This window comes from Kitasatospora sp. MY 5-36 (genome assembly GCF_001182915.1).
GTDB lineage: Bacteria > Actinomycetota > Actinomycetes > Streptomycetales > Streptomycetaceae > Kitasatospora.
In genome coordinates this window covers 1-24,986 of sequence record NZ_LFVW01000201.1, presented here as the reverse complement: position 1 = coordinate 24,986, position 24,986 = coordinate 1, and the positions used below count along the sequence as shown (strand labels likewise).

The following is a 24,986-nucleotide window of genomic DNA, read 5'->3' as shown; positions in this document are numbered from 1 at the left end:
CCGGGAAATGAAACCGGACGGCCGTTGGTTGGCACTGGCGGCAGACCGTCGTCAAGACCGGGAGAAAGCAGATGACCGTCCAGGACGAGACCACCGTCGAGAGTGGCATCCTCCTCACCGATGCCGCCGCGGCCAAGGTCAAGGCCCTGCTGGAGCAGGAAGGCCGCGAGGACCTCGCGCTGCGCGTCGCCGTCCAGCCCGGTGGCTGCTCCGGCCTGCGTTACCAGCTGTTCTTCGACGAGCGCTCGCTCGACGGTGACGTGATCAAGGACTTCGACGGCGTCAAGGTCGTCACCGACCGGATGAGCGCCCCGTACCTGGGCGGCGCCACCGTCGACTTCGTCGACACCATCGAGAAGCAGGGCTTCACCATCGACAACCCGAACGCCACCGGCTCCTGCGCCTGCGGCGACTCGTTCAGCTAAGCCCGCTGCGGAAGGCGGCCCCGGGGTGATCCCCGGGGCCGCCTTTCCGTTTCCGCCCGCGGGCGCCGCGGCGCCTACCGCCCCGCGACGTCCGGGGTGACCGGGTCCGGCCCCATGTGCGGGTCGCCCTCCAGCGGCAGCTCCTGACCGCTCGTCCTGTCGACCACCGTCCGCCCGGCCAGCGGCGAGCGCAGGTCGGCCGCGACCGACTGCCGCTTGGCCAGCGCGTTGCACACCTGCCCCGGCTGGACGGTGGGCGGGCCCGGCACGACCAGCACGTCCACCCGGCCCGGCTGCGACTCGTCCGCCTTCAGCGCGTACGTGGTGCAGACCCCGCCGAAGAAGTAGACGGTCAGCTTGGTGGTGCCGTCCACCCGGTAGGCGACCGGCGGACGGACGGGCGCGTCCGAACCGTTCGGGTTCGGCTCGCCCACCGCGATCCCGTTGCCCGGGGGAGTGGCCGGGGCCGGCTGCCCGGGCGGGGGCGAGGCCGGGCTGGGTGTGAAGCCGGTCGGCGGCTGGGCCGGCTGCGCGGCCCCGGAGGAACTCCCGGTCGGAGCCGCCGAGGACGGGCTCGCGGAGTCCGCCGGGGCCTGCGGCGAGGCACTGGCCGAGGCGGACGCGGCGGCCGAGCCGCTCGTCGCCGCGTCCGAGGCGGGCTTGCCGCCGCCGCTGCCGCAGCCGGCCACCATCACCACCGCCGCCAGCACCAGACCCGTCAGGGCCACCGCTCGCCGACCGCGCCGGGGCATCGTCTCCAGATCCATCTGCACATCCTCCCGAGGGTTCAGCGGTGCCGCCTCCTCGCCGCTCCGCGCGGATGTGACGTGCTCCGGTCGGATCCGGTTCCACACCGGTTCCGCGCGCGGCTGATCCGGTCCGGCGGGCTCAGAAGCCGTACTCGGCCATCCCGGCGACCACCCGCTGGGCCCCGGAGGACACCCGGAAGCCGGTCGAGGCGGGGGCGACGGGCTCCGGGCCGGCCGCGAGCTGCGGCCAGAACCGGCGCAGCCGCCGGGAGGAGTCCAGCAGGGCGTCGAGCGTCTCGCCGTCCTCGGTCCGCAGGACGGGCAGGGCACAGTGGTCGGTCATCATCCGGTATCGCTCCGATCCAGGGCCGCGGCCACGCTGCCGCGGTCGACGACGGGGCCCGCACGACGGGCCCCCCACGGCCGACCCTAGGCAGGGGCCCGGCCGCCCACCAGTGCTACCGGGAGGTAGTACACGGAGGAGGGCGACGGGTGCCACCATGGCCGTGGGGCGGCAACTTGCGGCACTCTTGCCGGGCGCTCCCCGGGGCCGGGTACCGTAGGCGGGTTCGTCCCCGCCTGCCCGCTGGCCCCGCAGCCACCCTGAGGAGACCCCCCGTGCGTATCGCCGTCGCCGGCTCGATCGCCACCGACCACCTGATGACGTTCCCCGGCCGGTTCGCCGACCAGCTCGTCGCCGAGCAGCTGCACACCGTGTCGCTGTCCTTCCTGGTCGACACCCTGGACATCCGCCGCGGCGGCGTCGCGCCGAACATCGCCTTCGGCATGGGTGTGCTCGGCCTGCGCCCGGTCCTGGTCGGCGCCGCCGGTGCGGACTTCGCCGAGTACCGCAGCTGGCTGGAGCGCAACAACGTGGACTGCGACTCCGTCCACATCTCCGAGACCCGGCACACCGCGCGCTTCATGTGCACCACGGACGAGGACCACAACCAGATCGCCTCGTTCTACACCGGTGCCATGGCCGAGGCCCGCAACATCGAGCTGAAGCCGATCGCCGACCGCGTCGGCGGCCTGGACCTCGTCCTGGTCGGCGCCGACGACCCGCAGGGCATGGTCCGCCACACCCAGGAGTGCCGCACCCGCGGCTACGCCTTCGCCGCCGACCCCTCCCAGCAGCTGGCCCGCCTGGAGGGCGAGGACATCCGCGAGATCGTGGACGGCGCCGCGTACCTCTTCACCAACGAGTACGAGGCCGCGCTGATCGAGACCAAGACCGGCTGGGGCGCCGAGGAGCTGCTCACCCGCGTCGGCACCCGGATCACCACCCTGGGCAGCAAGGGCGTCCGGATCGAGCGCAAGGGCGAGGCGCCGATCGTGGTCGGCTGCGCCAAGGAGGAGGCCAAGGTCGACCCGACCGGCGTCGGCGACGCCTTCCGCGCGGGCTTCCTGGCCGGCCTGTCCTGGGACCTCGACCTGGAGCGCTCCGCCCAGATCGGCTGCATGCTCGCCACCCTGGTGATCGAGACCGTCGGCACCCAGGAGTACGAGCTGCGCCCGGCCGCCTTCCTGAAGCGCTTCGAGGAGGCCTACGGCGCCGAGGCGGCCACCGAGATCAGCGCCCGCCTGGTCAAGTAGTCCGCCGGACGACGAGGTAGGCCGAGCCCCGGTCGCCGCCGTACTCGGCGGCCGGGGCCTCGCCCGCGTACTCCTGTCCGCGCATCCCGCACCAGGCCGGGATGTCCAGCCGGGCCGCCTCGTCGTCCGCCAGCACGACGACCGTGCCACCCGGCGGCACCTCGCCGATCCGCTTCGCCAGCTCGATCACCGGCAGCGGGCAGCGCTTCCCCAGCGCGTCGATCACCGTGACCCGCCCGCTCGCCTCCGGGCGCTCTGACCCGGCGCCGACGCTCCTCGCTCCGGCACTCCCTCCTCCGTCGGTCGCTTGTCGCTCCTCGCTTTCGGCACCGGCGCGCCCTTCGGCTCGGGGCGCAGCCCCGATCGCGGCCGGCGCCGGCCCGGGCGCCGGCAGGTCCAGCCCGAGCGGCGCCCGGACGCCGGCCACCAGGTCCGGCAGCACCGCGAGGAAGCGCTCCACGTCGGCCTCGGCCGTGCCGTACGGCAGCGAGACCCGGACGTTCCCCTCGGTGAGCACCCCCATCGCCGCCAGCACATGGCTGGGCGTCAGCGTGGACGAGGTGCAGGAGGAGCCGGAGGAGACCGCGAAGCCCGCCCGGTCCAGCTCGGTCAGCAGCACCTCCCCGTCGACGTACAGACAGGAGAAGGTGACGATGTGCGGCAGCCGCCGCACCGGGTCGCCGACCACCTCGACCTCGGGCACCAGCCGCGGCACCCGGGTGCGGATCCGCTCCACCAGCGCGTGCAGCCGGGCGTTCTCCCGCTCGGCCTCGGCCCGTACGGCGCGCAGCGAGGCGGCCGCGGCCACGATCGCCGGGACGTTGACGTAGCCGGGCACCCGGCCGCCCTCGCGCTCGTCGGCCGGCAGTGGCGAGGCGTACCGGACGCCCTTGCGCACCGCCAGCACCCCGACCCCGGGCGGGCCGCCCCACTTGTGGGCGCTCGCGGTCAGCAGCGACCAGCCCGCCGGGACGTCCACCCGACCGGCGCTCTGCGCCGCGTCCACCAGCAGCGGGACGCCGGCCCCGGCGCACAGCGCGGCGACCTCGCCGACCGGCTGCCCCGTCCCGACCTCGTGGTTGGCGCTCTGCAGCGCGGCCAGCGCGGTGTCCGGTCGCAGCAGCGCGGCGAAGGCCGCCGGGTCGGCCCGGCCGCCCCGGTCGACCGGCGCCACCGACACCTCGCCCCCGGCGCTTTCGTGGCGTTCGGCGACGTGCAGCACGCTGGAGTGCTCCACCGCGGAGTGCACGAAGTGGCCGCCGCGCCGCCGGTTCCCGGCCAGCGCGCCCAGCAGGCCGAGCTGGACGGCCTGGGTGCCGCTCGCGGTGAAGGAGATCTCGTCCGCCCGGGTGCCCAGCACCGCGGCCACCGTCTCGCGGGCGGCGTCCAGCAGCATCCGGGCCTGCCGGCCGGAGCGGTACAGCCGGGCCGGATCGGCCCAGCCCTCGTCCAGGGCGGCGGTCAGCGCCTGCCGGGCGACGGGGTGCAGAGGGGCCGTCGAGGCCGCGTCGAAGTACACGGTCACATTTAACGACACACCCGGCCGCGTCCCCGGTCGGTCGCGCGGCTCACCCCCCGTCAGTCGATCATCCCGAATGTCCGCTTCGTCCGCGCCCGACGGGCCGTCACGGGCGTCGCCCGAGGTCATCCCCCGATCGGGCGTACGGACCTCGAATGCCTACGATGACCTGCGGCGCAGCCCCCACCGGGCCTGATCGGGCTAGCGGGCGGCGCGTTACCGGGGGCTGCCCGTCAGGAGCGCATAAGGCTGGAGTAGGGTTTGGCCCGCATAAGCATTCAAACCGTGCCCGTGGACGGGTCGCCGGGGAGGCTCACACTCCTCCCCGGGGCGACGCGAAGGCGGGCGAGACTTCGGGAAGGCGCTACGTGAGTCCCAACGGCTCCGACCGCTCGCCGCGGCGCACGATGCGGCGGAAGCTGCCTCAGGCGCTGGCACTGGGCCTCGTCATCGCGACCGCCACCGGCTGCTCGGCCAACGACCTCCCCAGGCTTGGCCTCCCGAGCCCCGTCACCAAGGAAGGGCCCATGGTCCTCCAGATGTGGCAGGGCTCCTGGATCGCGGCGCTGGTGGTCGGCGTACTGATGTGGGGTCTGATCATCTGGAGCGTGATCTTCCACCGGCGCAAGCGCACCGGTGTGGAGGTCCCCCCGCAGACCCGGTACAACGTGCCCATCGAGGCGCTCTACACCGCGGTCCCCATCATCATCGTCTCGGTCCTCTTCTACTTCGTCGCCCGCGACGAGTCGAAGCTGACGGCCACCTCCGAGAAGCCGCAGCACTACGTCAACGTGGTGGGCTTCCAGTGGAGCTGGGCGTTCAACTACGAGAACACCGAGACCCCCGACCCGGCCAACAAGGACGCCGCGTACGACGTCGGAACCCCCAAGGAGGTTCCGACGCTGTGGCTGCCGGTCAACGAGTCGGTGCAGTTCCGCCTCACCTCGCGTGACGTCATCCACGACTTCTGGCCCGTCAACTTCATGATGAAGATGGACGTCGTGCCGGGCGTGGTGAACAAGTTCGAGGTCACGCCGACCGTCAAGGGCGAGTACATGGGCAAGTGCGCCGAGCTCTGCGGCGTCGACCACTCGCGCATGCTGTTCAACGTCAAGGTCGTCGACCGCGCCGACTACGACAAGCACCTGGCCGAGCTTCGCGCCAAGGGCCAGAACGGCTGGGTGCCCTCCGGCCTTATCGGCATGGGAAGTGAAGAGAAGTGACCATCCTCAACGAGCCCGCCGCGGCCGGCGGGGGCGCCGATGCCGTCACGGTCGGGGCGCAGCGGACCCGGAAGCCGGGTTCCACCATCATCAAGTGGCTGACCACCACCGACCACAAGACGATCGGCACCCTGTACCTGGGCACGTCGTTCGCCTTCTTCCTGATCGGTGGCATCCTAGCCCTGGTCATGCGTGCCGAGCTGGCTCGTCCCGGGACCCAGATCCTGTCGAACGAGCAGTTCAACCAGGCGTTCACGATGCACGGCACGATCATGCTGCTGATGTTCGCGACGCCGCTCTTCGCCGGCTTCGCGAACTGGATCATGCCGCTCCAGATCGGCGCACCGGACGTGGCGTTCCCGCGTCTGAACATGTTCGCGTACTGGCTGTACCTCTTCGGCTCGACCATCGCGGTGGCCGGCTTCGTGACCCCGAACGGCGCCGCCGACTTCGGTTGGTTCGCCTACTCCCCGCTGTCCGACGCGGTGCACTCGCCCGGCGTCGGCGGCGACATGTGGATCATGGGTCTGGCCTTCTCCGGCTTCGGCACGATCCTCGGTGCGGTCAACTTCATCACCACGATCATCTGCATGCGCGCTCCGGGCATGACGATGTTCCGGATGTCGATCTTCGTCTGGAACGTCCTGCTGACCTCGGTGCTGGTCCTGCTGGCCTTCCCGGTGCTGGCCGCCGCGCTGTTCGCCCTGGAGGCGGACCGCAAGTTCGGTGCCCACGTCTTCGACCCGGCCAACGGCGGGGCGATGCTCTGGCAGCACCTGTTCTGGTTCTTCGGCCACCCCGAGGTGTACATCATCGCGCTGCCGTTCTTCGGCATCGTGTCGGAGATCATCCCGGTCTTCAGCCGCAAGCCGATGTTCGGCTACTCCGGCCTGATCGCGGCCACCATCGCGATCGCCGGTCTGTCCGTGACGGTGTGGGCGCACCACATGGACGTCACCGGACAGGTACTGCTGCCGTTCTTCTCGTTCATGACCTTCCTGATCGCGGTCCCGACCGGTGTGAAGTTCTTCAACTGGGTCGGCACCATGTGGAAGGGCTCGCTGAGCTTCGAGACCCCGATGCTCTGGACGGTCGGCTTCCTGGTCACCTTCCTCTTCGGTGGTCTGACCGGTGTCCTGCTGGCCTCCCCGCCGATCGACTTCCACGTCTCGGACTCGTACTTCGTCGTCGCCCACTTCCACTACGTGGTCTTCGGCACCGTCGTGTTCGCGATGTTCGCCGGCTTCCACTTCTGGTGGCCGAAGATGACCGGCAAGATGCTGGACGAGCGCCTCGGCAAGATCACCTTCTGGACGCTGTTCTTCGGCTTCCACACCACCTTCCTGGTGCAGCACTGGCTCGGCGCGGAGGGCATGCCCCGCCGCTACGCCGACTACCTGGCCTCGGACGGCTTCACCACCCTGAACACCGTCTCGACCATCGGCTCTTTCGTGCTCGGCCTGTCGATCCTGCCGTTCCTCTACAACGTCTGGAAGACCGCCAAGTACGGCGAGAAGGTCACCGTGGACGACCCGTGGGGCTTCGGCCGCTCGCTGGAGTGGGCGACCTCCTGCCCGCCGCCGCGGCACAACTTCCTCACCCTCCCGCGGATCCGCTCCGAATCCCCGGCCTTCGACCTCCACCACCCGGAGATCGCCGCGCTGGACTACCTGGAGAACCACGGTGAGCCGGCCAAGCACCTCGCCGGCGTGACCCCGGCGAAGTACGACGCCCCGAAGCTGGGCAAGGGCAACAAGGAGGGCGACGCCTGATGAAGGAACAGGGAAAGATCTTCCTGGGCCTGTCGGTCTTCGTGCTGGCCATGGCCATCACCTACGGCCTGTGGACCAACTCCGACACCAACGGCCCGGGCCTGGAGGCCGCCGGTACCACGGCGCTGTTCCTGGCCTTCGCGCTGTGCGCCTTCATCGGGTACTACCTCGCCTTCACCGCCCGCCGGGTGGACAGCGGCGCGGGTGACAACCCCGAGGCCGAGGTCGCGGACGACTCCGGCGAGCTGGGCTTCTTCGCCCCGCACAGCTGGCAGCCGCTCTCGCTGGCGCTCGGTGGCGCGCTCGCCTTCCTGGGCGTGATCTTCGGCTGGTGGCTGATGTTCTGGGCCGCCCCGATCATCATGATCGGCATCTTCGGATGGGTCTTCGAGTTCTACCGCGGCGAGAACCAGAACCAGTAGGGTTCGCGCTCGTGCACCACCCGGCCAGGAGGGCATGCCCCCCTGGCCGGGTGCCGCGTTCCCGGACGCCGCTGCGTCCCCGGGATGACGGCCTCACTCAGCTGGGTGAACCGGATGTCCCTCGGATGTCGCTTCACCGGGGGCGTTCCTACGATCTGATCAATCGTGCGAAACCTTCGGAGGCGGCCATGGCCGACAGGCGCGGAATCGCAGCTCTCGGCGGCATCTCGCTGGCCCTCGCCGTGCTGGCCCCGCTGGCCGGCTGCACGGCCCGGGACGAGGAGCCGGTCGGACCGCACCGGGTCGACGCGGCCCCGCTGGTCCACCTCTCGGCGGACGCCAAGGCCGACCCCTCCCAGCCGGTCACCGTGACGGCCGTCCAGGACAGCCGGCTCACCGACGTCACCGTGGTCGGCCCGGACGGCCGGGTGGTCGCCGGGAAGCTCGCCGAGGACCAGCGCAGCTGGCAGACCACCGGCCGGCTGAAGGCCGCCACCGCGTACACAGTGCGGATCTCCGCCGACGACGGCAAGGGCGGCCGCGGCGACACCACCGCGAGCTTCAGCACCCTCGCCGCCGAACGCCTGCTCACCGCCAAACTCGGCCCGGACTCCTCCGGCAGCGGCGTCTACGGGGTGGGCCAGCCGCTCACCGTGGAGCTCTCCGAGGCGGTGAAGGACCCCCAGGCCCGCCAGGAGGTCGAGCGCGCCCTGACCGTCGGCTCCCAGCCCGCCGTCACCGGCGCCTGGTACTGGGTGGACGACAAGAACCTGCACTTCCGTCCGGAGGACTACTGGCCGGCCGGGACGACCGTCTCACTGGCCTTCGACGGCACCGGCAGCCGGATCGCCGACGGCCTGTACGGCGGTGACCGCAGCTCGCTGAAGCTGCGGATCGGCGAGCGGGTGGAGTCGGTGATCGACGCGGCCGCCCACGAGCTCACCCTGAAGCGTGACGGAGAGGCGCTGCGGACCATCCCGGTCACCACCGGCAAGCCCGGCTTCGACACCCGCAACGGCATCAAGGTGGTGCTCGGCCAGGAGCGGTCGGTCCGGATGAACGGCGAGACGATCGGGATAGCGCCGGGCAGCACGGAGTCCTACGACCTCGACGTGCTGTGGGCCACCCGGGTGACCTGGAGCGGCGAGTACGTCCACGCGGCGCCCTGGTCGGTCGGCTCGCAGGGCGTCGAGAACGTCAGCCACGGCTGTACCGGCATGAGCACCGGCAACGCCGAGTGGTTCTTCCAGCACACCCGGGTGGGGGACCTGGTGACGGTGGTGAACAGCCGCGGCGGCCGGATGGAGCCCTTCGGCAACGGCTTCGGGGACTGGAACATCGCCTGGACGGACTGGGTCAAGCACAGCGCCTCCGGACAGCCCGTCAGCACCACCGCACCGGCCTCCCAGGCCCCCGCCGCCGGGATGGTCCGCCCCGAGCTCTGAGACCCCCTGAGGCCCCCTCCGGGGGGCGCTCAGCCCTGCGGGTAGGCCAGCCGCAGGGCGGTGTCCACGGCGGCCAGGGCCTCCGCGCGGGAGACGCCCAGGCGGCTCGCCCGGGCGGCGTACTCGGCGGCGGCCTCGGCGGCCAGCCGGTGCGCGGCGTCCCCGGTGGCGGCGATCAGCGTGCCGCGCCGGCCGTGGGTCTCCACCACGCCGTCCGTCTCCAGCTCGCGGTAGGCCCGGGCGACGGTGCCGGCCGCCAGTCCCAGCTCCTCGGCCAGGGCGCGGACGGTGGGCAGCCGCAGCCCGGTCGGCAGCTCGCCGGAGCGGGCCCGGTCGGCGATCTGGGCGCGGATCTGCTCGTACGGGGGAGTGGCCGAGGCGGGGTCGACGGACAGCTGCACGGGGGCTCCTGAGGACGCGGGCGGCGGGTACGGGAAAGCCCGAGGGCCGCCGACCAGAACTCTGGTCAGCGGCCCTCGGGGTGACGCGGTGGTGCCTACGGGATCAGTGGTGGCCGTGGCCGCTGGTGATCTCGTGGTGCTCCTCGGCGGTCGGCTTGGGGATCTGGCTGCCCTCGCCGTAGAAGCCGCGGGAGAGCTTGGCCCGGGTGCGGGTGACGACGCCGGCCTTGCGGGCCACGCCGTTCTCGTCCGTCTGGGCCGGCAGCTCGACCGGCTGGTTCTGGTCGTGCGCGGTGAGCTTGTACAGGTCCTTCTGCGGCAGCTGGGTGTGCACCTCGACGAACTCGCCGTGCGGCAGGCGCTTGATGACGCCCGTCTCGCGGCCGTGCAGCACCTTCTCCCTGTCACGGCGCTGGAGGCCGAGGCACCAGCGCTTGGTGATGATGAAGACGACGACCGGGACGACGAAGAAGCCGACGCGGACGAAGTAGGTGACCGAGTTGATCGACAGGTGCAGGTGGGTGGCGAACAGGTCGTTGCCACCGGCCATCAGCAGGATCAGGTAGAGGCTGATCCAGGCGGCGCCCAGGGCGGTGCGGACCGGGGCGTTGCGCGGGCGGTCCAGGATGTGGTGCTCGCGCTTGTCGCCGGTGATCCAGCCCTCGATGAACGGGTAGGCCGCGATCGAGACCAGGACCAGCGGGAAGATCGCCAGCGGGACCATGACACCCAGGTTGAGGGTGTGGCCGCCCCAGACGCTGATCTCCCAGCCGGGCATGATCCGGATCAGGCCCTCGGAGAAGCCCATGTACCAGTCGGGCTGGGCGTCCGTGGACACCTGGTCGGGACGGTACGGGCCGTACGCCCAGATCGGGTTGATCGTGGCGATCGCCGAGATGACGGCGATGAGGCCGAACACCAGGAAGAAGAAGCCACCGGCCTTGGCCATGTAGACCGGCATCAGCGGCATGCCGACGACGTTCTTCTCGGTCTTGCCCGGGCCCGCCCACTGGGTGTGCTTGTGGTAGAAGACCAGGATCAGGTGGGCCACCAGCAGGCCGAGCATGATGCCCGGGATCAGCAGCACGTGGATGGTGAAGAACCGCGGCACGATGTCGTGGCCGGGGAACTCGCCCCCGAACAGGAACATCTGGACGTAGGTGCCGATCAGCGGGACGGCGAGGATCGCGCCTTCCATGAAGCGGATACCGGTGCCCGACAGCAGGTCGTCCGGCAGGGAGTAGCCGAAGAAGCCGTCGAACATGCCCAGGATCAGCAGCAGGAAGCCGAAGACCCAGTTGATCTCACGCGGCTTGCGGAACGCGCCGGTGAAGAACACGCGCATCATGTGGACGAGCATCGCGGCCACGAAGACCAGGGCGGCCCAGTGGTGGATCTGCCGGATCAGCAGACCGCCGCGGACCTCGAAGCTGATGTCCACCGTGGAGGCGTAGGCCTCCGACATCGGGATGCCCTTGAGCGGCACGTACGAGCCGTCGTAGACGACCTCGGCCATCGAGGGCTTGAAGAACAGCGTCAGGTAGACACCGGTCAGGATGATGATGACGAACGTGTAGAGGCAGATCTCGCCCAGCATGAAGGACCTAGCATGAAGGACCAGTGGTCCGGGAAGATCTTCCTCAGGTTGGCCTTGGCGAGGGAGTAGATCCCCAGCCGGCCGTCAGTCCAGTCAGCCGCGGCTTCCCACTTGTTGGCGGGCTTTTCACGCGTGCTGGAGGGCTTGGCGGCACCGGTCGTGGTGCTGCTCGCGCTACTCATCGAGCACGCTCCCAGTAGCTCGGGCCGACGGGCTCCGCGAAGTCGCCGGTGGCGACCAGGTTGCCCTTCTCGTCAGTGATGATCTTCAGCTGCGGCAGCGGGTGGCCGGCCGGGCCGAAGATCACGCGGGCGCCGTCCGCCAGGTCGAAGGTCGACTGGTGGCAGGGGCAGAGCGCGTGGTGGGTCTGCTGCTCGTACAGGCTGATCGGGCAGCCGACGTGGGTGCAGATCTTGGAGTAGGCGAGGATGCCCTCGAAACCCAGCTCCTTGGACTTGTCGTCCTTGATGTCCTCGGGCGCGATGCGGACCAGCATCAGGGCGTCCTTGGCGATCCGCTGCTGGAAGTCCTCGCTGTGCGTGGACAGGCCCTCCGGCATGGCGAACGTGAGCGAGCCGACGATGATGTCCTCGGGCTTCATCGGCTGCATGGTGTTCATGTTGATGAGCTGCAGCGGCTTGGTCTCGGTCGCCTCCTTCCAACCGGTCTCCTTGAGCTTCTTCTCGGGAAGCGGGCCAAGGTCACGGAGCAGGACCACGCCGGAGAGCGGGACCAGCGCCATGGAGCCGATCAGGGTGTTGCGGATCATCTTGCGGCGGCCGAAGCCGGACTCGGCGGCACCGGTCTTGAACTGCTCGATGACGTCGTTGCGGACCTCGTCGGAGGCCTCGATCGGGTGACGCTCGGCGGGCAGCTCGACGTCCGACATCAGCGTGCGGGCCCAGTGGACCGCACCCGCGCCGATCATGAACAGCGCGACGCCCAGGGTCAGGCCGAGCGCGAAGTTCAGCGCGCTGACGTGACCGAGCGGGAAGATGTAGACGATCTTGTCCGGGTCGATGGCCACGTACGAGGCGATGAACCCGACGGTGGCGAGCATCGAGACCACGAACATCAGCGAGACCTGGCGCTCGGCACGCGACGCGGCCTTCTCGTCGATGTCGGTGCGACGGGGCTCGTGGGCCGGCAGGCCCGGGTCGGCGAACGGGCTGCCGTGGTCGGCCACCTCGCCGGCGGAGCCGTGCGGCTCCGGGAGCTTCTCTTCTGACATGTCGTGGCTCATGACTTCTTGGCCTTGGTGGTGTGGGCGGCGACCCAGATCGCGACCGCGATGAGCGTGCCGAGGCCGAAGATCCAGCCGAACAGACCCTCGGTCACCGGACCGAGGCTGCCCAGGGTGAGACCGCCGGGGTTGGGCTCATCGTTGGTGGTGTGGCGGACGAAGGCCACGATCTGCTTCTTCTGCTCCTCGGGCATGGTGGTGTCCGGGAACGACGGCATGTTCTGCGGGCCGGTCTGCATGGCCTCGTAGATGTGCTTGGCGTCCACGCCCTCCAGCGAGGGGGCGTACTTGCCCTTGGTCAGGGCACCACCCTGGCCGGCGAAGTTGTGGCACTGGGCGCAGTTGGTGCGGAACAGCTCGCCACCCTTGGAGACGTCCTCGGGGTTGGTCGAGGTGAACTGCTCCTCCGTCGGGGTCACCGGGCCGGGACCGAGGGAGGCGACGAAGGCGGCGAGCTGGTCGATCTCCGCCTGCGAGTAGATGTTCTTCTTGCGCGGGACCTGGGCGCCGGGCTGCTGGGCCGGCATGCGGCCGGTGCCGACCTGGAAGTCGACAGCGGCGGAGCCGACGCCGACCAGGCTCGGACCGTCACTGCTGCCCTGGCCGTTCAGGCCGTGGCAGGAGGAGCAGCCCACGGCGAAGAGCTTCTTGCCCTCATCGATCGCGAGCGACTGCGCGGCGACGTCGGCCTGCGCCTTGTCGGCGGGCGCGAACGCGGCGTACAGCCCCCCGGTTGCCGCCAGGGCGAGAAGTAGGACGACCAGCGCCGCCAATGGGTGGCGCCGTCGTGCGGAGAGCTTTTTCACGGAATAACCCCGGTGTCAGGATCTGGTCGACTGGTGGGTGCACCCGGCGGCCGGTCTGGCCGGCACGAGGCTGCCTGTCTAGGGCTGCGCGCGCGGTCGGTCGGTGGGAGCGTCGGCACCGGCAGAAGCGGCCCGTCGCCGGTGAGGGCGGGGGCCGCAGCCGGTGGCCAGCGACCTGATCAGCTGGTTACTTGATCAGGTAGATGGTCGCGAACAGGCCGATCCACACGACGTCGACGAAGTGCCAGTAGTACGACACGACGATCGCGGCGGTGGCCTGCTCGTGCGTGAAGCGCTTGGCTGCGTACGTCCGTCCCAGGACCAGCAGGAAGGCGATCAGACCACCCGTCACGTGCAGCCCGTGGAAGCCGGTGGTCAGGTAGAACACCGTGCCGTACGGGTCGGAGGACAGCGACAGGCCGTCCTTCTTGACCAGCTCGGTGTACTCGAAGACCTGGCCGCCGATGAAGACCGCGCCCATGGCGAACGTGAGGATGAACCACGCCCGGAGCTTCTTCACGTCTCCGCGCTCGGCGGCGAACACGCCGAGCTGACAGGTCAGCGAGGAGAGCACCAGGATCGTGGTGTTGACCGAGGAGAAGGGCACGTTGAGGGCGTGGGCCTTCTCGGTCCAGAACTCCGGCCCCTTGACGGAGCGGAGCGTGAAGTACATCGCGAAGAGGGCCGCGAAGAACATCAACTCGGAACTGAGCCAGACGATCGTTCCGACGCTGACCATGTTCGGCCGGTTGACCGATCCGTGCGCGTGCCCGGTTTCTACTGCTGTTGCTGTCGCCACGACGGACATTATGTCGGTCCCTTATTCCGTCTTCACGTCGGGGGGTGTCCCTCGGAGTGTCCGGTGCGTGCGGTATGCCCGCTTGGGGGGCGACGGGGTGTCCGTACGGGGGGTGAGCAGCGGCGTGTCCCTTTTCTGATGGTTCCTCGGAGGAGCCTGGACCCCGTTGCCCGGCGCGCCGGTGCACGGTCGGAGTAGCCGGGGGAGGTAAGGGGGAGGGCGTCCGGGTGAGCCGTACGGGTGGACCGGGCGGGGTCGGGTGACGGGCCGTCCTCCAGGCGGGTGAGTCCGGGGCGCGGCGGCTTGAGGAGGAACGTGCGCGAGGGGGACTCGGCGGAGGGTGATCGGGAGTAGCATCCGGATCAGGCGAACGTGGTCCGGATCACACTTGAGGGAGCAGGGCCCATGGCGTACACGACCGATGAGACGCTCACCGTCCTCGTCTACAGCGACGACCGCAACACCCGCGAGCAGGTGCTGACGGCGCTCGGCCGCCGCCCTGCCGAGGACCTTCCGGAACTGTCCTACCTGGAGTGCGCGACCACCCCCGCGGTGCTCAAGGCACTGGAGAAGGGGGGAGTGGACCTCTGCGTGCTGGACGGCGAGGCCGTCCCGGCCGGCGGGCTGGGCCTCGGGCGCCAGCTCAAGGACGAGATCTACGGCTGCCCGCCGGTCCTGGTGCTGATCGGCCGGCCGCAGGACTCCTGGCTGGCCGCCTGGAGCCGGGCCGACGCCGCGATCTCCCGTCCGGTGGAGCCGGTGGCGCTGGCCGGGGCGGTCGCCACCCTGCTGCGGGACCGGCTGGCGAAGCGGACTCCGGCAGTCCGCTGAAATCCGCGCCAGGAGTAGGAAAGACAGGGGTAGAAGCGGGCGCTCCGCTCGATAGGCTGGCTCCATCCGTACGGACGTCCCCGGAGCGGGGAACCGACAACAGCTGGAGTCAGCCATGGTGAACGTGAACCCTGCGAACGGCGGTAGCGACCCCGCGCAGGTGGTCCGCACCTGGCCGGACCTCCTGGCGGCACTGTTGCAGGGGGAGGACCTCGACCGCTCGTCCACCGCGTGGGCGATGGACCGGATCATGAGCGGCGAGGCGTCCCCCGTCCAGGTGGCCGGGTTCATGATCGCGCTGCGGGCCAAGGGCGAGTCGGTCGAGGAGATCGCCGGCCTGGTCGACGCGATGTACGCGCACGCCGAGCCGCTGGAGATCCCCGGCCCGGCGGTGGACATCGTCGGCACCGGCGGGGACCGGGCGAAGACCGTCAACATCTCCACCATGTCGGCGATCGTCGCGGCGGCCGCCGGCGCCAAGGTGGTCAAGCACGGCAACCGGTCGGCCTCCTCGACCAGCGGCTCCTCGGACGTGCTGGAGAAGCTCGGGGTGGCGCTGGACCTCTCCCCCCGGCGGGTCGCCGAGGTGGCCGAGGAGGTCGGGCTGACCTTCTGCTTCGCGGCGAAGTTCCACCCCTCGATGCGGCACGCCGCCACCGCGCGGCGCGACCTCGGGGTGCCGACCGCCTTCAACATCCTCGGCCCGCTGACCAACCCGGCCAAGGTCACCGCGCACGCCATCGGCTGCTTCGACACCCGGCTGTCCGGGCTGATCGCCGGGGTGCTGGCCCGGCGGGGCGCCACGGCGCTGGTCTTCCGCGGCGACGACGGGCTGGACGAGCTGACCATCACCACGACCTCACAGGTCTGGCTGGTGCGCGACGGGGTCGTCACCGAGTCCACCTTCGACCCGCGGGACGTGGGCATCGAGCTGGTCGGCATCGAGGCGCTGCGCGGGGCGGACGCCTCGTACAACGCCGAGGTCGCGCGGCGGCTGCTGGCCGGCGAGCACGGGCCGGTGCGGGACGCCGTCCTGCTGAACACGGCGGCGGCGCTGGTCGCGCTGGAGCTGGGCGACGCACCGCTCACCGAGCAGCTGGCGGCCGGCATGGAGCGGGCCGCGAAGGCGATCGACTCCGGGGCCGCGCAGGACCTGCTGCGGCGCTGGTCGGAGGCCACCAGCCGGGCCTGAGGCGGCAGTTGGGGAGCCCGTGCCGGTACGCCGGCGCGGGCTCCCGTGCTGTCCGGATGCTGGATGCCCGTTTGACCACCCGGTGGACCCGGCCTAGAGTCTTCGCCAGGTCATGAGTGACAGCGCGAAGCCCCAGCTGGCTGTCCGGCAACCCTCCGTCCGTGGCGGGGTGCCCTGGGTGAGGACCGGGTCGTCACGGCAAGCCGTCCGTGCGACAAGCGCGGACGCCCGACGACTAGCACTCCCGGGGTCCCTTGCCCCAGAAGGAGTGCATCCCCATGTCTCTGGCCACCGAAATCCGCACCCCGCTCGCCGTCCTCGGCGCCGACGTCCAGGTCCCGCTCGCCAGCGGTGAGAAGGTCGGCTACGCGGCGCTCGACTACGCGGCGAGCTCGCCGGCGCTCCAGCGGGTGTGGGACGACGTCGCCGCCTACGCGCCGTACTACGGCAGCGTCCACCGCGGGGCCGGGTACCTCTCCCAGCTGTCCACCGACCTGTTCGAGCAGAGCCGCCGCACCGTCGGCGAGTTCCTCGACCTGCGCGAGGGCGACCAGGTGGTCTTCACCCGGGCCACCACCGACTCTCTCAACCTGCTGGCCTCCGCCGTCCCGGCCGGCACCCGGGTGTTCGCCTTCGAGACCGAGCACCACGCCTCGCTGCTGCCCTGGGCGCACGCCGGACTGGACGTCACCTACCTGCGGGCGCCGCGCTCGCGGGCCGAGGCGGTGGCCGCGCTGGACGCCGCGCTCGCCGAGGCGCCCGAGGGCCCCAAGCTGCTCTGCGTCACCGGCGCCTCCAACGTGACCGGCGAGCTGTGGCCGGTCGCCGAGCTGACCGCGACCGCGCACCGGCACGGCGCCCGGGTGGTGCTGGACGCCGCCCAGCTGGCGCCGCACCACCGGGTCTCGGTGCGCGAGCTGGACGTCGACTGGATCGCCTTCTCCGGCCACAAGATCTACGCGCCGTTCGGCGCCGGGGTGCTGGCCGGCCGGGCGGACTGGCTGGACGCGGCCGAGCCGTACCTGGCCGGCGGCGGGGCGACCCGGACGGTGGCCCGGGAGGCCGACGGCTCGGTGGCCGTGCAGTGGCACACCGGCCCGGCCCGGCACGAGGCCGGCTCGCCGAACGTCATCGGCGCCTACGCGATCGCCTCGGCCTGCCGGGCGCTGACCGAGGCCGGCTTCGACGGGCTGGAGGCCCGCGAGCAGCAGCTGATCGCCCGGCTGACGGCCGGGCTGGCCGAGATCCCGCAGGTCAAGGTGCTGAACCTGTTCGGCGAGGGCTCCGCCCGGGTGGGCGTGCTGTCCTTCGTCGTCCGGGACTGGAACAGCTCGCACTTCTCCGCCGCGCTGTCCGCCGAGTACGGCATCGGGGTGCGCGACGGCCTGTTCTGCGCCCACCCGCTGGTGCGCACGCTGCTGGGCGACGAGGACGAGGCACCGTCCGAGTGTGGTGCGCCCGAGCCGTCGCTGCCGGGCGAGCGCAGCCTGAACGCGATCCGGGTGAGCTTCGGCGCCGGGACGCCGGACGAGCACGTCGACCGCTTCCTGACCGCCGTCCGGGAGCTGGTCACGGAGGGCGCGGCGTGGAACTACCGCAACGAGGGCGGGCGCTGCGTCGCCACCGTGCAGGTCGAGCGGGGCCGGCGCGCCGAGGGCTGACCGCTACTCGTCCAGGCCGAGGGCGAAAGCGGCCTCCAGGTCGTGCTGGGAGTAGGTGCGGAAGGCGATCTGGGTCTCGGTGTGGGCCACGCCCGGGACCTTGTTGAGCCGGCCCGGGATGACCTCGGCCAGGTCGTCGTGCCGGCGCACCCGCACCATCGCCACCAGGTTGTAGCCCCCCGTCACCGAGTAGACCTCGCTCACACCGTCGATGGCGGCGATGGATTCGGCGATCTCCGGGATGCGGTCGACACTGGTCTTGATCAGGACGATGGCGGTGATCACAGTTCGGGCTCCTTTGTGGGGTGCCGCCAGCGTATCGGGCGTCAGCCCGGTCGTCGCGGGGGGTGGCGGACCACGGTGCAGGCGTAGAGGAACCCGGCCGAGAAGCCGATCACGTGGACCAGGTACGCCACCCCGGGGCCGGCCGCGTGCACCGACCACCACTGCAGGACGAACCAGAGGCCGAGCACCAGCCAGGCCGGGAAGCGCAGCGGCAGGAAGAACAGCAGCGGGACGAGGGTGGTCACCCGGGCCCGGGGGTGGAGGCGCAGGTAGGCCCCGAGGGCGGCGGCGATCGCCCCGGAGGCCCCGATGAGCACCCGGGTGGAGTTCGGCGAGTGCGCCTCGGCGAGCGCGAAGCCGTACGTGGTCAGGCTGCCGGCGGCCAGGTAGAAGACGGCGTACCGGGCCCGGCCCAGCCGCCGTTCGACGGTGGGGCCGAAGACCTGGAGGAAGAGCAGGTTCCCGAGCAGGTGCAGCCAGCCGGCGTGCAGGAAGAGCCCGGTGAGGACGGACAGCGCCGGGCGCTTGCCCGGGGTCGGGGCGGCCGGGCAGCCGGGGACCGGGTCGGGGGCCTCGGCGAGCTGTTCGGCGGTCAGCGGCCGTCCGGCCAGCACCTCGGCCGGGACGGCGCCCCAGCGCTGCTCGTACCGCTGCTCCGCGCAGACCCGGGCCTGGCCCGTGCCGTACAGCGGGTTGAGCCCCGCGGCCGGGCCGAGCAGGAAGACCAGGGTGTTGAGGGCGATCAGGGCGTAGCTGACCACGGGGGCGGTCGCCGCCGGGCGGCCGCCCCGGGCGGCGGTGTGGTCGGGGACCGCGAGCGCCATGCGGCCAAGCATCCCTCCGGGCGCCGCAGGTGACACGGCGGTTTACGGCAGGTGGACTAGCCCGGGTGTTCAGGCAACCGGTGGTCGCGACGGTTGCCCCAGGCAATAGGCTTGGGGCGGGCATTCCCGCCTCCCGCCGCCGACGCCGGGGCTCCGGGGGGAGCGCCTGCCCCACCCAGGGACCACCCGAGAGGACCCCCGATGACCGTCCCCGCTCTGACCGCCGAGACGCGCTGGCGCTGCACCCTGTGCGGCAACCTCACCCGCTTCGACGTGACCCGCACCGCGCGGGTGACCGAGTTCCTGCACTTCGACCTGGCCGGCGAGTCCAAGGTCGAGGAGACCGAGGTGCTGAGCGAGACCGTCGAGTCGGTGCGCTGCCGCTGGTGCAACGCGGTGGACCAGGTCGAGCTGGTGGCTCGTCCGGGCGCCGAGGAGACGCAGGCCCCCGCCGACCAGGGCTGATCCCCGCCGCGGCGGCGGGGTGGGTGCGCGGCGCACCCGCCCGCGCCGCACGGGACAATACAGAACAGGACGCACGGAGCGTGCCGACGGGGGGCGGCCGCGGCCGTGCCCCGCTGGACCAGGATCGGAGCCGAGGACGTGGTGGACGCAGCGAAGGAGCCCGGCGCAGCCCAGGGGCTTCAGCCCGCTGCGGCCGAGGCCCCGGCCGAGGCTGCCGGGACGGCGGACGGCGCCTCCGGGTCCGCGGCGGAGCGCGCCGTCGAGAAGCTCGACCGGCCGCTGCCCGAGGGCGTGCGCCGTCGGGTGGTCGGCCTGGCCTCGGACGCGCTCGGCGGGGTGCCGTCGGCCGAGCTCCCGCAGAGCCTGCGTCAGTACGTCAAGTTCACCCCGGCGCGGCGGGCCAAGTACGCGGCCACCGCGCTGGCGGCGGCGCTGGAGGCGGAGCCGGCCTTCCGGGTGCGGATAGCGGAGCGGCTGCGTCTCGGGCAGCCGGACCTGGTGAAGGCGCTGGAGTCGGGCACCGTCCCGAGCGCGGCCGATCCGATGGACGTCGCGGCCGCCGCCTACCTGGTGCGTTCGACGGGCTGGAGCCGACTGGTGGCCGAGGCCGGCGAGGAGGCCGAGCGGGCCGGTGCCGAGGACGCGGCCGCGGAGGCGGTCCGGCTGGTGGAGAAGCTGCAGGCCGAGCTGGCCGAGGTGCGGGCCTCCGCGCGGGCGGACGCGGACCGGCAGCGGGCCGAGTCCGACGGCGTCCGCAGGGAGGCCGAGTCGCTGCGCAAGAGGGTGCGGTCGCTGGAGAGCGACACCCGCCGGGCGCAGGCCGAGACCCGCCGGGTGGCCGGCGAGCTGGACGCGCTGAAGGCGCAGGCCGCGGCCGAGCGCGGCGCGGCCGAGAGCGAGGCGCGCCGGCTCCGGCACCGGGTCCTGGAGCTGGAGAACGCGGCCGAGCAGGGCCGCCGTTCGGCCCGCGAGGGGCGCAGCGTCGAGGACATGCGGCTGCGGCTGCTGCTGGACACCGTGCTGCAGTCGGCCCAGGGGCTCCAGCGGGAGCTGGCGCTGCCGGTCGCCCAGATCCGCCCGGCGGACCTGGTGGAGGCGGTGGTGCCGGGGGCGGCCTCGCCGCACGACGTGGCCCGGCGCGGGCTGGCCGAGGACGATCCGGCGCTGCTGGACCAGCTGCTGGCGATCCCCCAGGTGCACCTGGTGGTGGACGGCTACAACGTGACCAAGACCGGCTATCCGACGCTGCCGCTGGAGCAGCAGCGGATCCGGCTGCTGGGCGGGCTGGCGATGCTGGCCCAGCGGACCCAGGCGGAGGTCACCTGCGTGTTCGACGGGCAGGACCTGGACGTCCCGGTGATCATGGCGCCACCGCGCGGGGTCCGGGTGCGGTTCAGCCGGACCGGGGAGACGGCCGACGAGCTGATCCGCCGTCTGGTGCGGGCCGAGCCGCAGGGCCGTCCGGTGGTGGTGGTGTCCACCGACCGGGAGGTCGCGGAGGGCGTGCGGAAGGCGGGCGCGCGCCCCGTGGCGTCGGTGCTGCTGCTGAACCGGCTGGCCCGGCCCTGAACCCGGGGAGGTTCGCATGATGCCTGGTCAGGGCCTGTTTCGGAGCATTGTGCGAGTCCGGTGAAGTCAGTGTGGGGACCGGAGTTCACGCCTTCGGGGGAGTGGCAAAACGGATAGATCTTCACTAGGGTCTGGCGTCAAACCTATTTTCCGGAATCTCATCCCATCAGGTGAGCCCGTTGGAAGAAGGAGCCGGTCCCTTGGCCTCCCACCGCCGTCCCAAGCAGCCGAGCCGCGCACGGATCTCCGTGCTCACCGCGGCCGCTGCGACCGCGGTCGCCCTCTCCGCCCAGGTGGCCGCGCACGCCGCGCCGCAGCCGAACAAGACGGACGTCAAGGCGCAGATCGACCAGCTCCAGGAGGAGCAGGAGCAGGCGGCCGAGAAGTACAACGGCGCCAAGGAGCGGGCCGACCAGCTGCGCAAGCAGGCCGACCAGCTGCAGGACCAGGTGGCCCGCGGCCAGGAGCAGATGACCCAGCTCCAGGGCGGCCTCGCCGAGGTGGCGGGCGAGCAGTACCGCAGCGGCGGCATCGACCCGTCCGTCCAGCTGATGCTCTCCTCGGACCCGTCCGGCTACCTGGACAAGGCCTCCACCGTCCAGCAGGCCAGCACCAGTCAGGCCGAGGCGCTCAAGGGGCTGCTGGACCAGCAGCGCCGGCTGGACCAGGAGAAGACCGAGGCGGCCGCCGTGCTCGCCTCGCTGGACACCACCACCAAGGACCTGAACCAGGCCAAGTCGGACGTCAACACCAAGCTGAAGGCCGCCCAGGACCTGCTGAACTCGCTGAGCTCCGCCGACCGCGCCGCGCTGCGGGCCCAGCAGGCGCAGGACGACCGCGCCTCGCGCGGCAGCGACCGGGTCGACCTCGGCAGCCTGCCGCCGGCCAGCGGCTACGCGGCCACGGCGCTGGCCAAGGCGATGAGCAAGCAGGGCTCGCCGTACGTGTGGGGCGCCACCGGGTCGACCACCTTCGACTGCTCGGGCCTGATGGTCTGGGCGTACGGGCAGGCGGGCGTCTCGCTGCCGCGCACCTCGCAGGAGCAGGGCCACTACGGCACCCGGATCCCCTCGCTGGACCAGGCCCAGCCGGGCGACCTGGTGATCTACGGCCCCGACATGCACCACGTCGGGATGTACATCGGCAACGGCATGGTGGTCCACGCGCCGCACACCGGCGACGTGGTGAAGGTGATGAAGGCCGACGCGATGTCGATCAACACCATCCGCCGGGTCTGACGGACCGACACGCCCGGGGGGCTCCCGCGGGGGCCTGTGAAAAGCGCCACCCCCGTTCGGGGTGGCGTTTCGGGTTTCCGGCCCTTCGACGACCACATGGTGAGAACCGATCAGCCTTGTGTGCGTCAATGGTCACCATCGGTCATTTTCACAAAGGAACTTGGGTAATCTTCTGTCTTTTTTCTGACAAGGATTTGAACCGATCACGGTTCAGTTACTAGGGTCATGCTCCGAACCACCGCACTGTCGATCGCCCAGCCAGGGTGGCGGCGGTGGTTACCGTCGAGTTCGCAAGGCAGCGGGACAGGTCGAAGCGACTGTCCGACAGGGGAGCCCAGTGGTAGGGGGCGCTGCGGAGCGGAGCCGGGGAACCACGTTCCTCCGGGGTGAATCGGCGCCAGGTCGGCCGGTGGAACGGCCGTGAGGCGTCGTAGGGCATGCTTCCGGCCCGAACCCGTCAGCTCACCCGGTAGGCGGCCGTAGGAAGAAGGAGTCCGCCTTCGTGGCGTCCCATCGTCGTCCCAAGCCCGCCGGCCGCGCCCGGGTCTCGATCCTGACCGGCGTCGCCGCCGCAGCCGTCGTCCTCTCCGCGCAGGGTGCCCACGCGGACCCGCAGCCGACCAAGGAACAGGTCAAGGGGCAGGTCGACCAGCTCAACGAGCAGGCCGAGGTCGCGACCGAGAACTACAACGCCGCCCAGGCCAAGCAGCAGGACCTGGAGAAGCAGGTCTCCGGCCTGCAGGACCAGGTGGCCCGTCAGCAGGCCCAGGTCACCGAGCTCCAGGGCGGCCTCGCCGAGATCGCCGGCGAGCAGTACCGCAACGGGGGGATATCCCCCACCGTCCAGCTGATGTTCTCCTCCAGCCCGGACAGCTTCCTCAGCCAGGCCGACGCGCTGAACCAGGCCGGCAGCACCCAGAAGGGTCAGCTGAAGGAGCTCCAGGAGCAGCAGCGCAAGCTCGACCAGGACCGCAACGAGGCCCAGGGCAAGCTCGCCGAGCTGGAGTCGACCACCCAGCAGCTGAAGGCCTCCAAGGACGAGGTCCAGGGCAAGCTGAAGGCGGCCCAGGACCTGCTCAACACGCTGACCGAGCAGGACCGCCAGGCGCTGCGCCAGGCCGAGGAGAAGGCCGCCGCCGAGGCCAAGGCCAAGGCCGACGCCGCCCAGGCCCAGCAGCAGCAGGCCGACCGCGCCTCCCGCGACAACAGCCGCGGCAGCCTCTCGGCCCCCACGACCACCGCTCCGGTGAACGTGGCCCCCGGCAGCTCGCGCGGTGCCGCCGCGCTGTCCGCCGCCGCCTCCAAGATCGGCAGCCCGTACGTCTGGGGCGCCACCGGCCCGGGCTCCTTCGACTGCTCCGGTCTGATGGTCTGGGCGTACAACCAGGCCGGCGTGTCGCTGCCGCGCACCTCGCAGGCGCAGGCCTCGGCCGGCACCCGGCTCGGGACGGACCTCTCCAAGGCCCAGCCCGGCGACCTGCTGATCTTCTACACCGACGCCCACCACGTCGGCATCTACGCCGGCAACGGCCAGGTGCTGCACGCCCCCAAGCCGGGCGCGTCGGTGCGCTACGAGGCGGTCACCAACATGCCGCTGACCGGCATCGTGCGGGTCTGATCCCCGCTCGGACGTCTCCAGGCCCGGTCTCCCCCAGGGGAGGCCGGGCCTGCGGCTTTTCCGGCGGCTCGATCTGATGTCCGATTGGGGAGTGAATATTCGGGTTGGGAGGGGTTTGGACTCGCTTGCCCGGACTCGCTAACGTCTGCCACCGGACTCCCGCTCGACGGCCGCCCGTCCCGGTGCGGCGGCGGGGGCCGCGCCGCAGGATTGGAGCCGCTGCCGCCATGCCCGTGCACCGCCGTTCCCAACTGCTCACCCGGGCGCTGGTGCTGACCGCGGCCGCCGCCACCGCGTTGGGCGCGGCCACCGGAGGCAGCGCCCAGGCGGCCCCCGCCAGCCCCGACCCGGGCGACCGTCAGGACGTCAAGACGCAGGTCGAGCAGCTGTACGACGAGGCCGAGCAGGCGTCCGAGAGGTTCAACGCCGCGCAGGAGGCCCAGCGGCGGCTCCAGGGCGAGACCACGATCCTCCAGGGCGAGATCGCCCTCGCCCAGGACCAGCTCAACGGGCTGCGCGGCGACCTGGCGATGGTGGCCGGGGCCGAGTACCGCGGCGGCGGGATGACCCAGACCGCCCAGCTCATCCTCTCGCCCGACCCGGAGGGCTACCTGGCCCGCGCCCGCACCCAGGGCCAGGCCGCCGTGCGCCAGCAGGAGACCCTGCACGAGCTGATCACCCGCCAGCGCCGGCTCGACCAGCGCCGCACCGAGGCGGCCGACAAGCTCGCCGAGCTGGACCGGACCCGGCGTTCGCTCGCCGACAGCAAGCAGCAGGTCCAGCAGCGGCTGGCCGGGGCGCAGAAGCTGCTGAACGGCCTGGGCGCCGTCGAGCGGGCCCGGCTGGCGGTCCAGGACGCCCGGGACGCCGAGCAGCGCGCCACCCGGGGCACCGACCGGCTGGACCTCGGCACCGCCCCGCCCGCCTCCGAGCGCGGGGCGGCCGCGCTGGCCGCCGCGGTGCGGATGATCGGCTCCCCGTACGTCTACGGGGCCACCGGCCCGCACGCGTTCGACTGCTCCGGTCTGATGTACTACAGCTGGCGGCAGGCCGGAGTGACCCTGCCGCGCACCTCGCAGGCCCAGGCGTACGCCGGGCAGCGGATCAGCCTGTCCGAAGCGCGACCGGGAGACCTGGTGATCTTCTACCGGGACATGCACCACGTCGGCATGTACGCCGGCGGCGGCGTGATCGTGCACGCCCCCCGCCCGGGCGCCAGGGTCCGCTACGAGAGCGTCACCGCCATGCCCGTCTCCGGGGTGGTCCGGCTCTGAGCGCCCAGGCCACCGGGCACGCCAACCGGGAC

Annotated in this window: 23 protein-coding genes, 1 pseudogene and 2 riboswitches; of the genes and pseudogenes, 14 read left to right on the top strand and 10 right to left on the bottom strand. The window is 71.6% G+C overall.

Annotated elements, in window-relative coordinates; translation table 11 throughout:
• Nucleotides 1–71 precede the first annotated feature (71 nt).
• Nucleotides 72–425 carry an iron-sulfur cluster insertion protein ErpA gene (erpA, locus tag AE652_RS14915; RefSeq protein WP_049651846.1) on the top strand — a complete coding sequence of 118 codons (354 nt, stop codon included), beginning with the start codon at nt 72–74 and terminating at the stop codon, nt 423–425.
• 74 nt (nt 426–499) lie between these two features.
• Here erpA and AE652_RS14910 read toward each other — a convergent pair whose 3' ends face one another.
• Both AE652_RS14910 and AE652_RS14905 read right to left on the bottom strand, forming a co-directional pair.
• A complete protein-coding gene (locus tag AE652_RS14910; protein ID WP_049651845.1) occupies nt 500–1,192 on the bottom strand; it encodes a hypothetical protein in 693 nt (230 codons plus the stop codon).
• A gap of 121 nt (nt 1,193–1,313) precedes the next feature.
• Complete coding sequence (locus AE652_RS14905) at nt 1,314–1,520, bottom strand: hypothetical protein (RefSeq protein ID WP_049651844.1); 207 nt, start codon at nt 1,518–1,520, stop codon at nt 1,314–1,316.
• A 272-nt stretch (nt 1,521–1,792) separates the two neighbouring features.
• Between AE652_RS14905 and AE652_RS14900 the strand changes: the two genes are divergently transcribed.
• Nucleotides 1,793–2,770 carry a carbohydrate kinase family protein gene (locus AE652_RS14900; RefSeq protein ID WP_049651843.1) on the top strand — a complete coding sequence of 326 codons (978 nt, stop codon included), beginning with the start codon at nt 1,793–1,795 and terminating at the stop codon, nt 2,768–2,770.
• Here the strand turns inward: AE652_RS14900 and AE652_RS14895 are convergent.
• A complete protein-coding gene (locus AE652_RS14895) occupies nt 2,763–4,295 on the bottom strand; it encodes a cysteine desulfurase/sulfurtransferase TusA family protein (protein WP_234348386.1) in 1,533 nt (510 codons plus the stop codon). The two genes, AE652_RS14900 and AE652_RS14895, sit on opposite strands and share 8 nt — an antisense overlap.
• 362 nt (nt 4,296–4,657) lie before the next feature.
• Here AE652_RS14895 and coxB point away from each other — a divergent pair, with 362 nt between their 5' ends.
• The 4 genes from coxB (at nt 4,658) to AE652_RS14875 (ending at nt 9,151) form a co-directional block, all read left to right on the top strand.
• Entirely contained in the window at nt 4,658–5,512 is an 855-nt protein-coding gene (coxB, locus tag AE652_RS14890; protein WP_049651842.1) for a cytochrome c oxidase subunit II, read from the top strand.
• Nucleotides 5,509–7,284: a cytochrome c oxidase subunit I gene (gene ctaD, locus AE652_RS14885; RefSeq protein ID WP_049651841.1), complete on the top strand. Its 1,776-nt coding sequence runs from the start codon at nt 5,509–5,511 to the stop codon at nt 7,282–7,284. Before coxB ends, ctaD begins: the two co-directional genes overlap by 4 nt.
• Entirely contained in the window at nt 7,284–7,706 is a 423-nt protein-coding gene (locus AE652_RS14880) for a cytochrome c oxidase subunit 4 (protein ID WP_049651840.1), read from the top strand. Before ctaD ends, AE652_RS14880 begins: the two co-directional genes overlap by 1 nt.
• A 188-nt stretch (nt 7,707–7,894) precedes the next feature.
• On the top strand, nt 7,895–9,151 hold the full coding sequence (locus AE652_RS14875; protein ID WP_049651839.1) for an Ig-like domain-containing protein: 1,257 nt from the start codon (nt 7,895–7,897) through the stop codon (nt 9,149–9,151).
• 29 nt (nt 9,152–9,180) lie between these two features.
• On the opposite strand, the gene AE652_RS14870 is transcribed toward AE652_RS14875, so the two are convergent.
• The 5 genes and pseudogenes from AE652_RS14870 to AE652_RS14850 form a co-directional block, all read right to left on the bottom strand.
• On the bottom strand, nt 9,181–9,552 hold the full coding sequence (locus tag AE652_RS14870; protein WP_049651838.1) for a GntR family transcriptional regulator: 372 nt from the start codon (nt 9,550–9,552) through the stop codon (nt 9,181–9,183).
• Nucleotides 9,553–9,655: 103 nt separating this feature from the next.
• Nucleotides 9,656–11,331, bottom strand: a pseudogene (locus tag AE652_RS14865) (cytochrome bc complex cytochrome b subunit).
• Nucleotides 11,328–12,380, bottom strand: coding sequence for a ubiquinol-cytochrome c reductase iron-sulfur subunit (locus AE652_RS14860; protein ID WP_049651837.1), 1,053 nt, complete (start codon nt 12,378–12,380; stop codon nt 11,328–11,330). The pseudogene AE652_RS14865 and the gene AE652_RS14860 overlap by 4 nt, the downstream one beginning before the upstream one ends.
• An 8-nt stretch (nt 12,381–12,388) precedes the next feature.
• Nucleotides 12,389–13,198: a c-type cytochrome gene (locus AE652_RS14855; protein ID WP_049651836.1), complete on the bottom strand. Its 810-nt coding sequence runs from the start codon at nt 13,196–13,198 to the stop codon at nt 12,389–12,391.
• Between the two features lie 187 nt (nt 13,199–13,385).
• Nucleotides 13,386–14,006, bottom strand: coding sequence for a heme-copper oxidase subunit III (locus AE652_RS14850; RefSeq protein ID WP_049651835.1), 621 nt, complete (start codon nt 14,004–14,006; stop codon nt 13,386–13,388).
• Nucleotides 14,007–14,402: 396 nt separating this feature from the next.
• Between AE652_RS14850 and AE652_RS14845 the strand changes: the two genes are divergently transcribed.
• From AE652_RS14845 to AE652_RS14835, 3 genes are all read left to right on the top strand, one after another.
• A complete protein-coding gene (locus AE652_RS14845; RefSeq protein ID WP_049651834.1) occupies nt 14,403–14,828 on the top strand; it encodes a hypothetical protein in 426 nt (141 codons plus the stop codon).
• 115 nt (nt 14,829–14,943) lie between these two features.
• Nucleotides 14,944–16,020, top strand: coding sequence for an anthranilate phosphoribosyltransferase (gene trpD / locus AE652_RS14840; RefSeq protein WP_107086441.1), 1,077 nt, complete (start codon nt 14,944–14,946; stop codon nt 16,018–16,020).
• Between the two features lie 108 nt (nt 16,021–16,128).
• Nucleotides 16,129–16,247, top strand: a riboswitch (SAM riboswitch).
• A 51-nt stretch (nt 16,248–16,298) separates the two neighbouring features.
• Nucleotides 16,299–17,681 carry an aminotransferase class V-fold PLP-dependent enzyme gene (locus AE652_RS14835; RefSeq protein WP_049651833.1) on the top strand — a complete coding sequence of 461 codons (1,383 nt, stop codon included), beginning with the start codon at nt 16,299–16,301 and terminating at the stop codon, nt 17,679–17,681.
• Nucleotides 17,682–17,684: 3 nt separating this feature from the next.
• Here AE652_RS14835 and AE652_RS14830 read toward each other — a convergent pair whose 3' ends face one another.
• A complete protein-coding gene (locus AE652_RS14830; RefSeq protein ID WP_049651832.1) occupies nt 17,685–17,966 on the bottom strand; it encodes an Lrp/AsnC family transcriptional regulator in 282 nt (93 codons plus the stop codon).
• 41 nt (nt 17,967–18,007) lie between these two features.
• The gene (locus AE652_RS14825; protein WP_049651831.1) at nt 18,008–18,790 is read right to left on the bottom strand and encodes a rhomboid family intramembrane serine protease; all 783 of its coding nucleotides are present in this window, start codon (nt 18,788–18,790) and stop codon (nt 18,008–18,010) included.
• 201 nt (nt 18,791–18,991) lie between these two features.
• Here AE652_RS14825 and AE652_RS14820 point away from each other — a divergent pair, with 201 nt between their 5' ends.
• The 5 genes from AE652_RS14820 to AE652_RS14800 all read left to right on the top strand — a co-directional run bounded on the left by AE652_RS14820 (nt 18,992) and on the right by AE652_RS14800 (nt 24,954).
• Nucleotides 18,992–19,255: a hypothetical protein gene (locus AE652_RS14820; RefSeq protein WP_049651830.1), complete on the top strand. Its 264-nt coding sequence runs from the start codon at nt 18,992–18,994 to the stop codon at nt 19,253–19,255.
• A 138-nt stretch (nt 19,256–19,393) separates the two neighbouring features.
• Entirely contained in the window at nt 19,394–20,824 is a 1,431-nt protein-coding gene (locus AE652_RS14815; protein WP_234348385.1) for an NYN domain-containing protein, read from the top strand.
• 200 nt (nt 20,825–21,024) lie between these two features.
• A complete protein-coding gene (locus AE652_RS14810) occupies nt 21,025–22,062 on the top strand; it encodes a C40 family peptidase (protein ID WP_049651829.1) in 1,038 nt (345 codons plus the stop codon).
• 338 nt (nt 22,063–22,400) lie between these two features.
• Nucleotides 22,401–22,554: riboswitch (cyclic di-AMP (ydaO/yuaA leader) on the top strand.
• Nucleotides 22,555–22,564: 10 nt separating this feature from the next.
• Nucleotides 22,565–23,680 carry an NlpC/P60 family protein gene (locus AE652_RS14805; RefSeq protein ID WP_049651828.1) on the top strand — a complete coding sequence of 372 codons (1,116 nt, stop codon included), beginning with the start codon at nt 22,565–22,567 and terminating at the stop codon, nt 23,678–23,680.
• Nucleotides 23,681–23,907: 227 nt separating this feature from the next.
• The gene (locus AE652_RS14800) at nt 23,908–24,954 is read left to right on the top strand and encodes a C40 family peptidase (RefSeq protein ID WP_049651827.1); all 1,047 of its coding nucleotides are present in this window, start codon (nt 23,908–23,910) and stop codon (nt 24,952–24,954) included.
• The last annotated feature ends 32 nt before the right edge of the window (nt 24,955–24,986 follow it).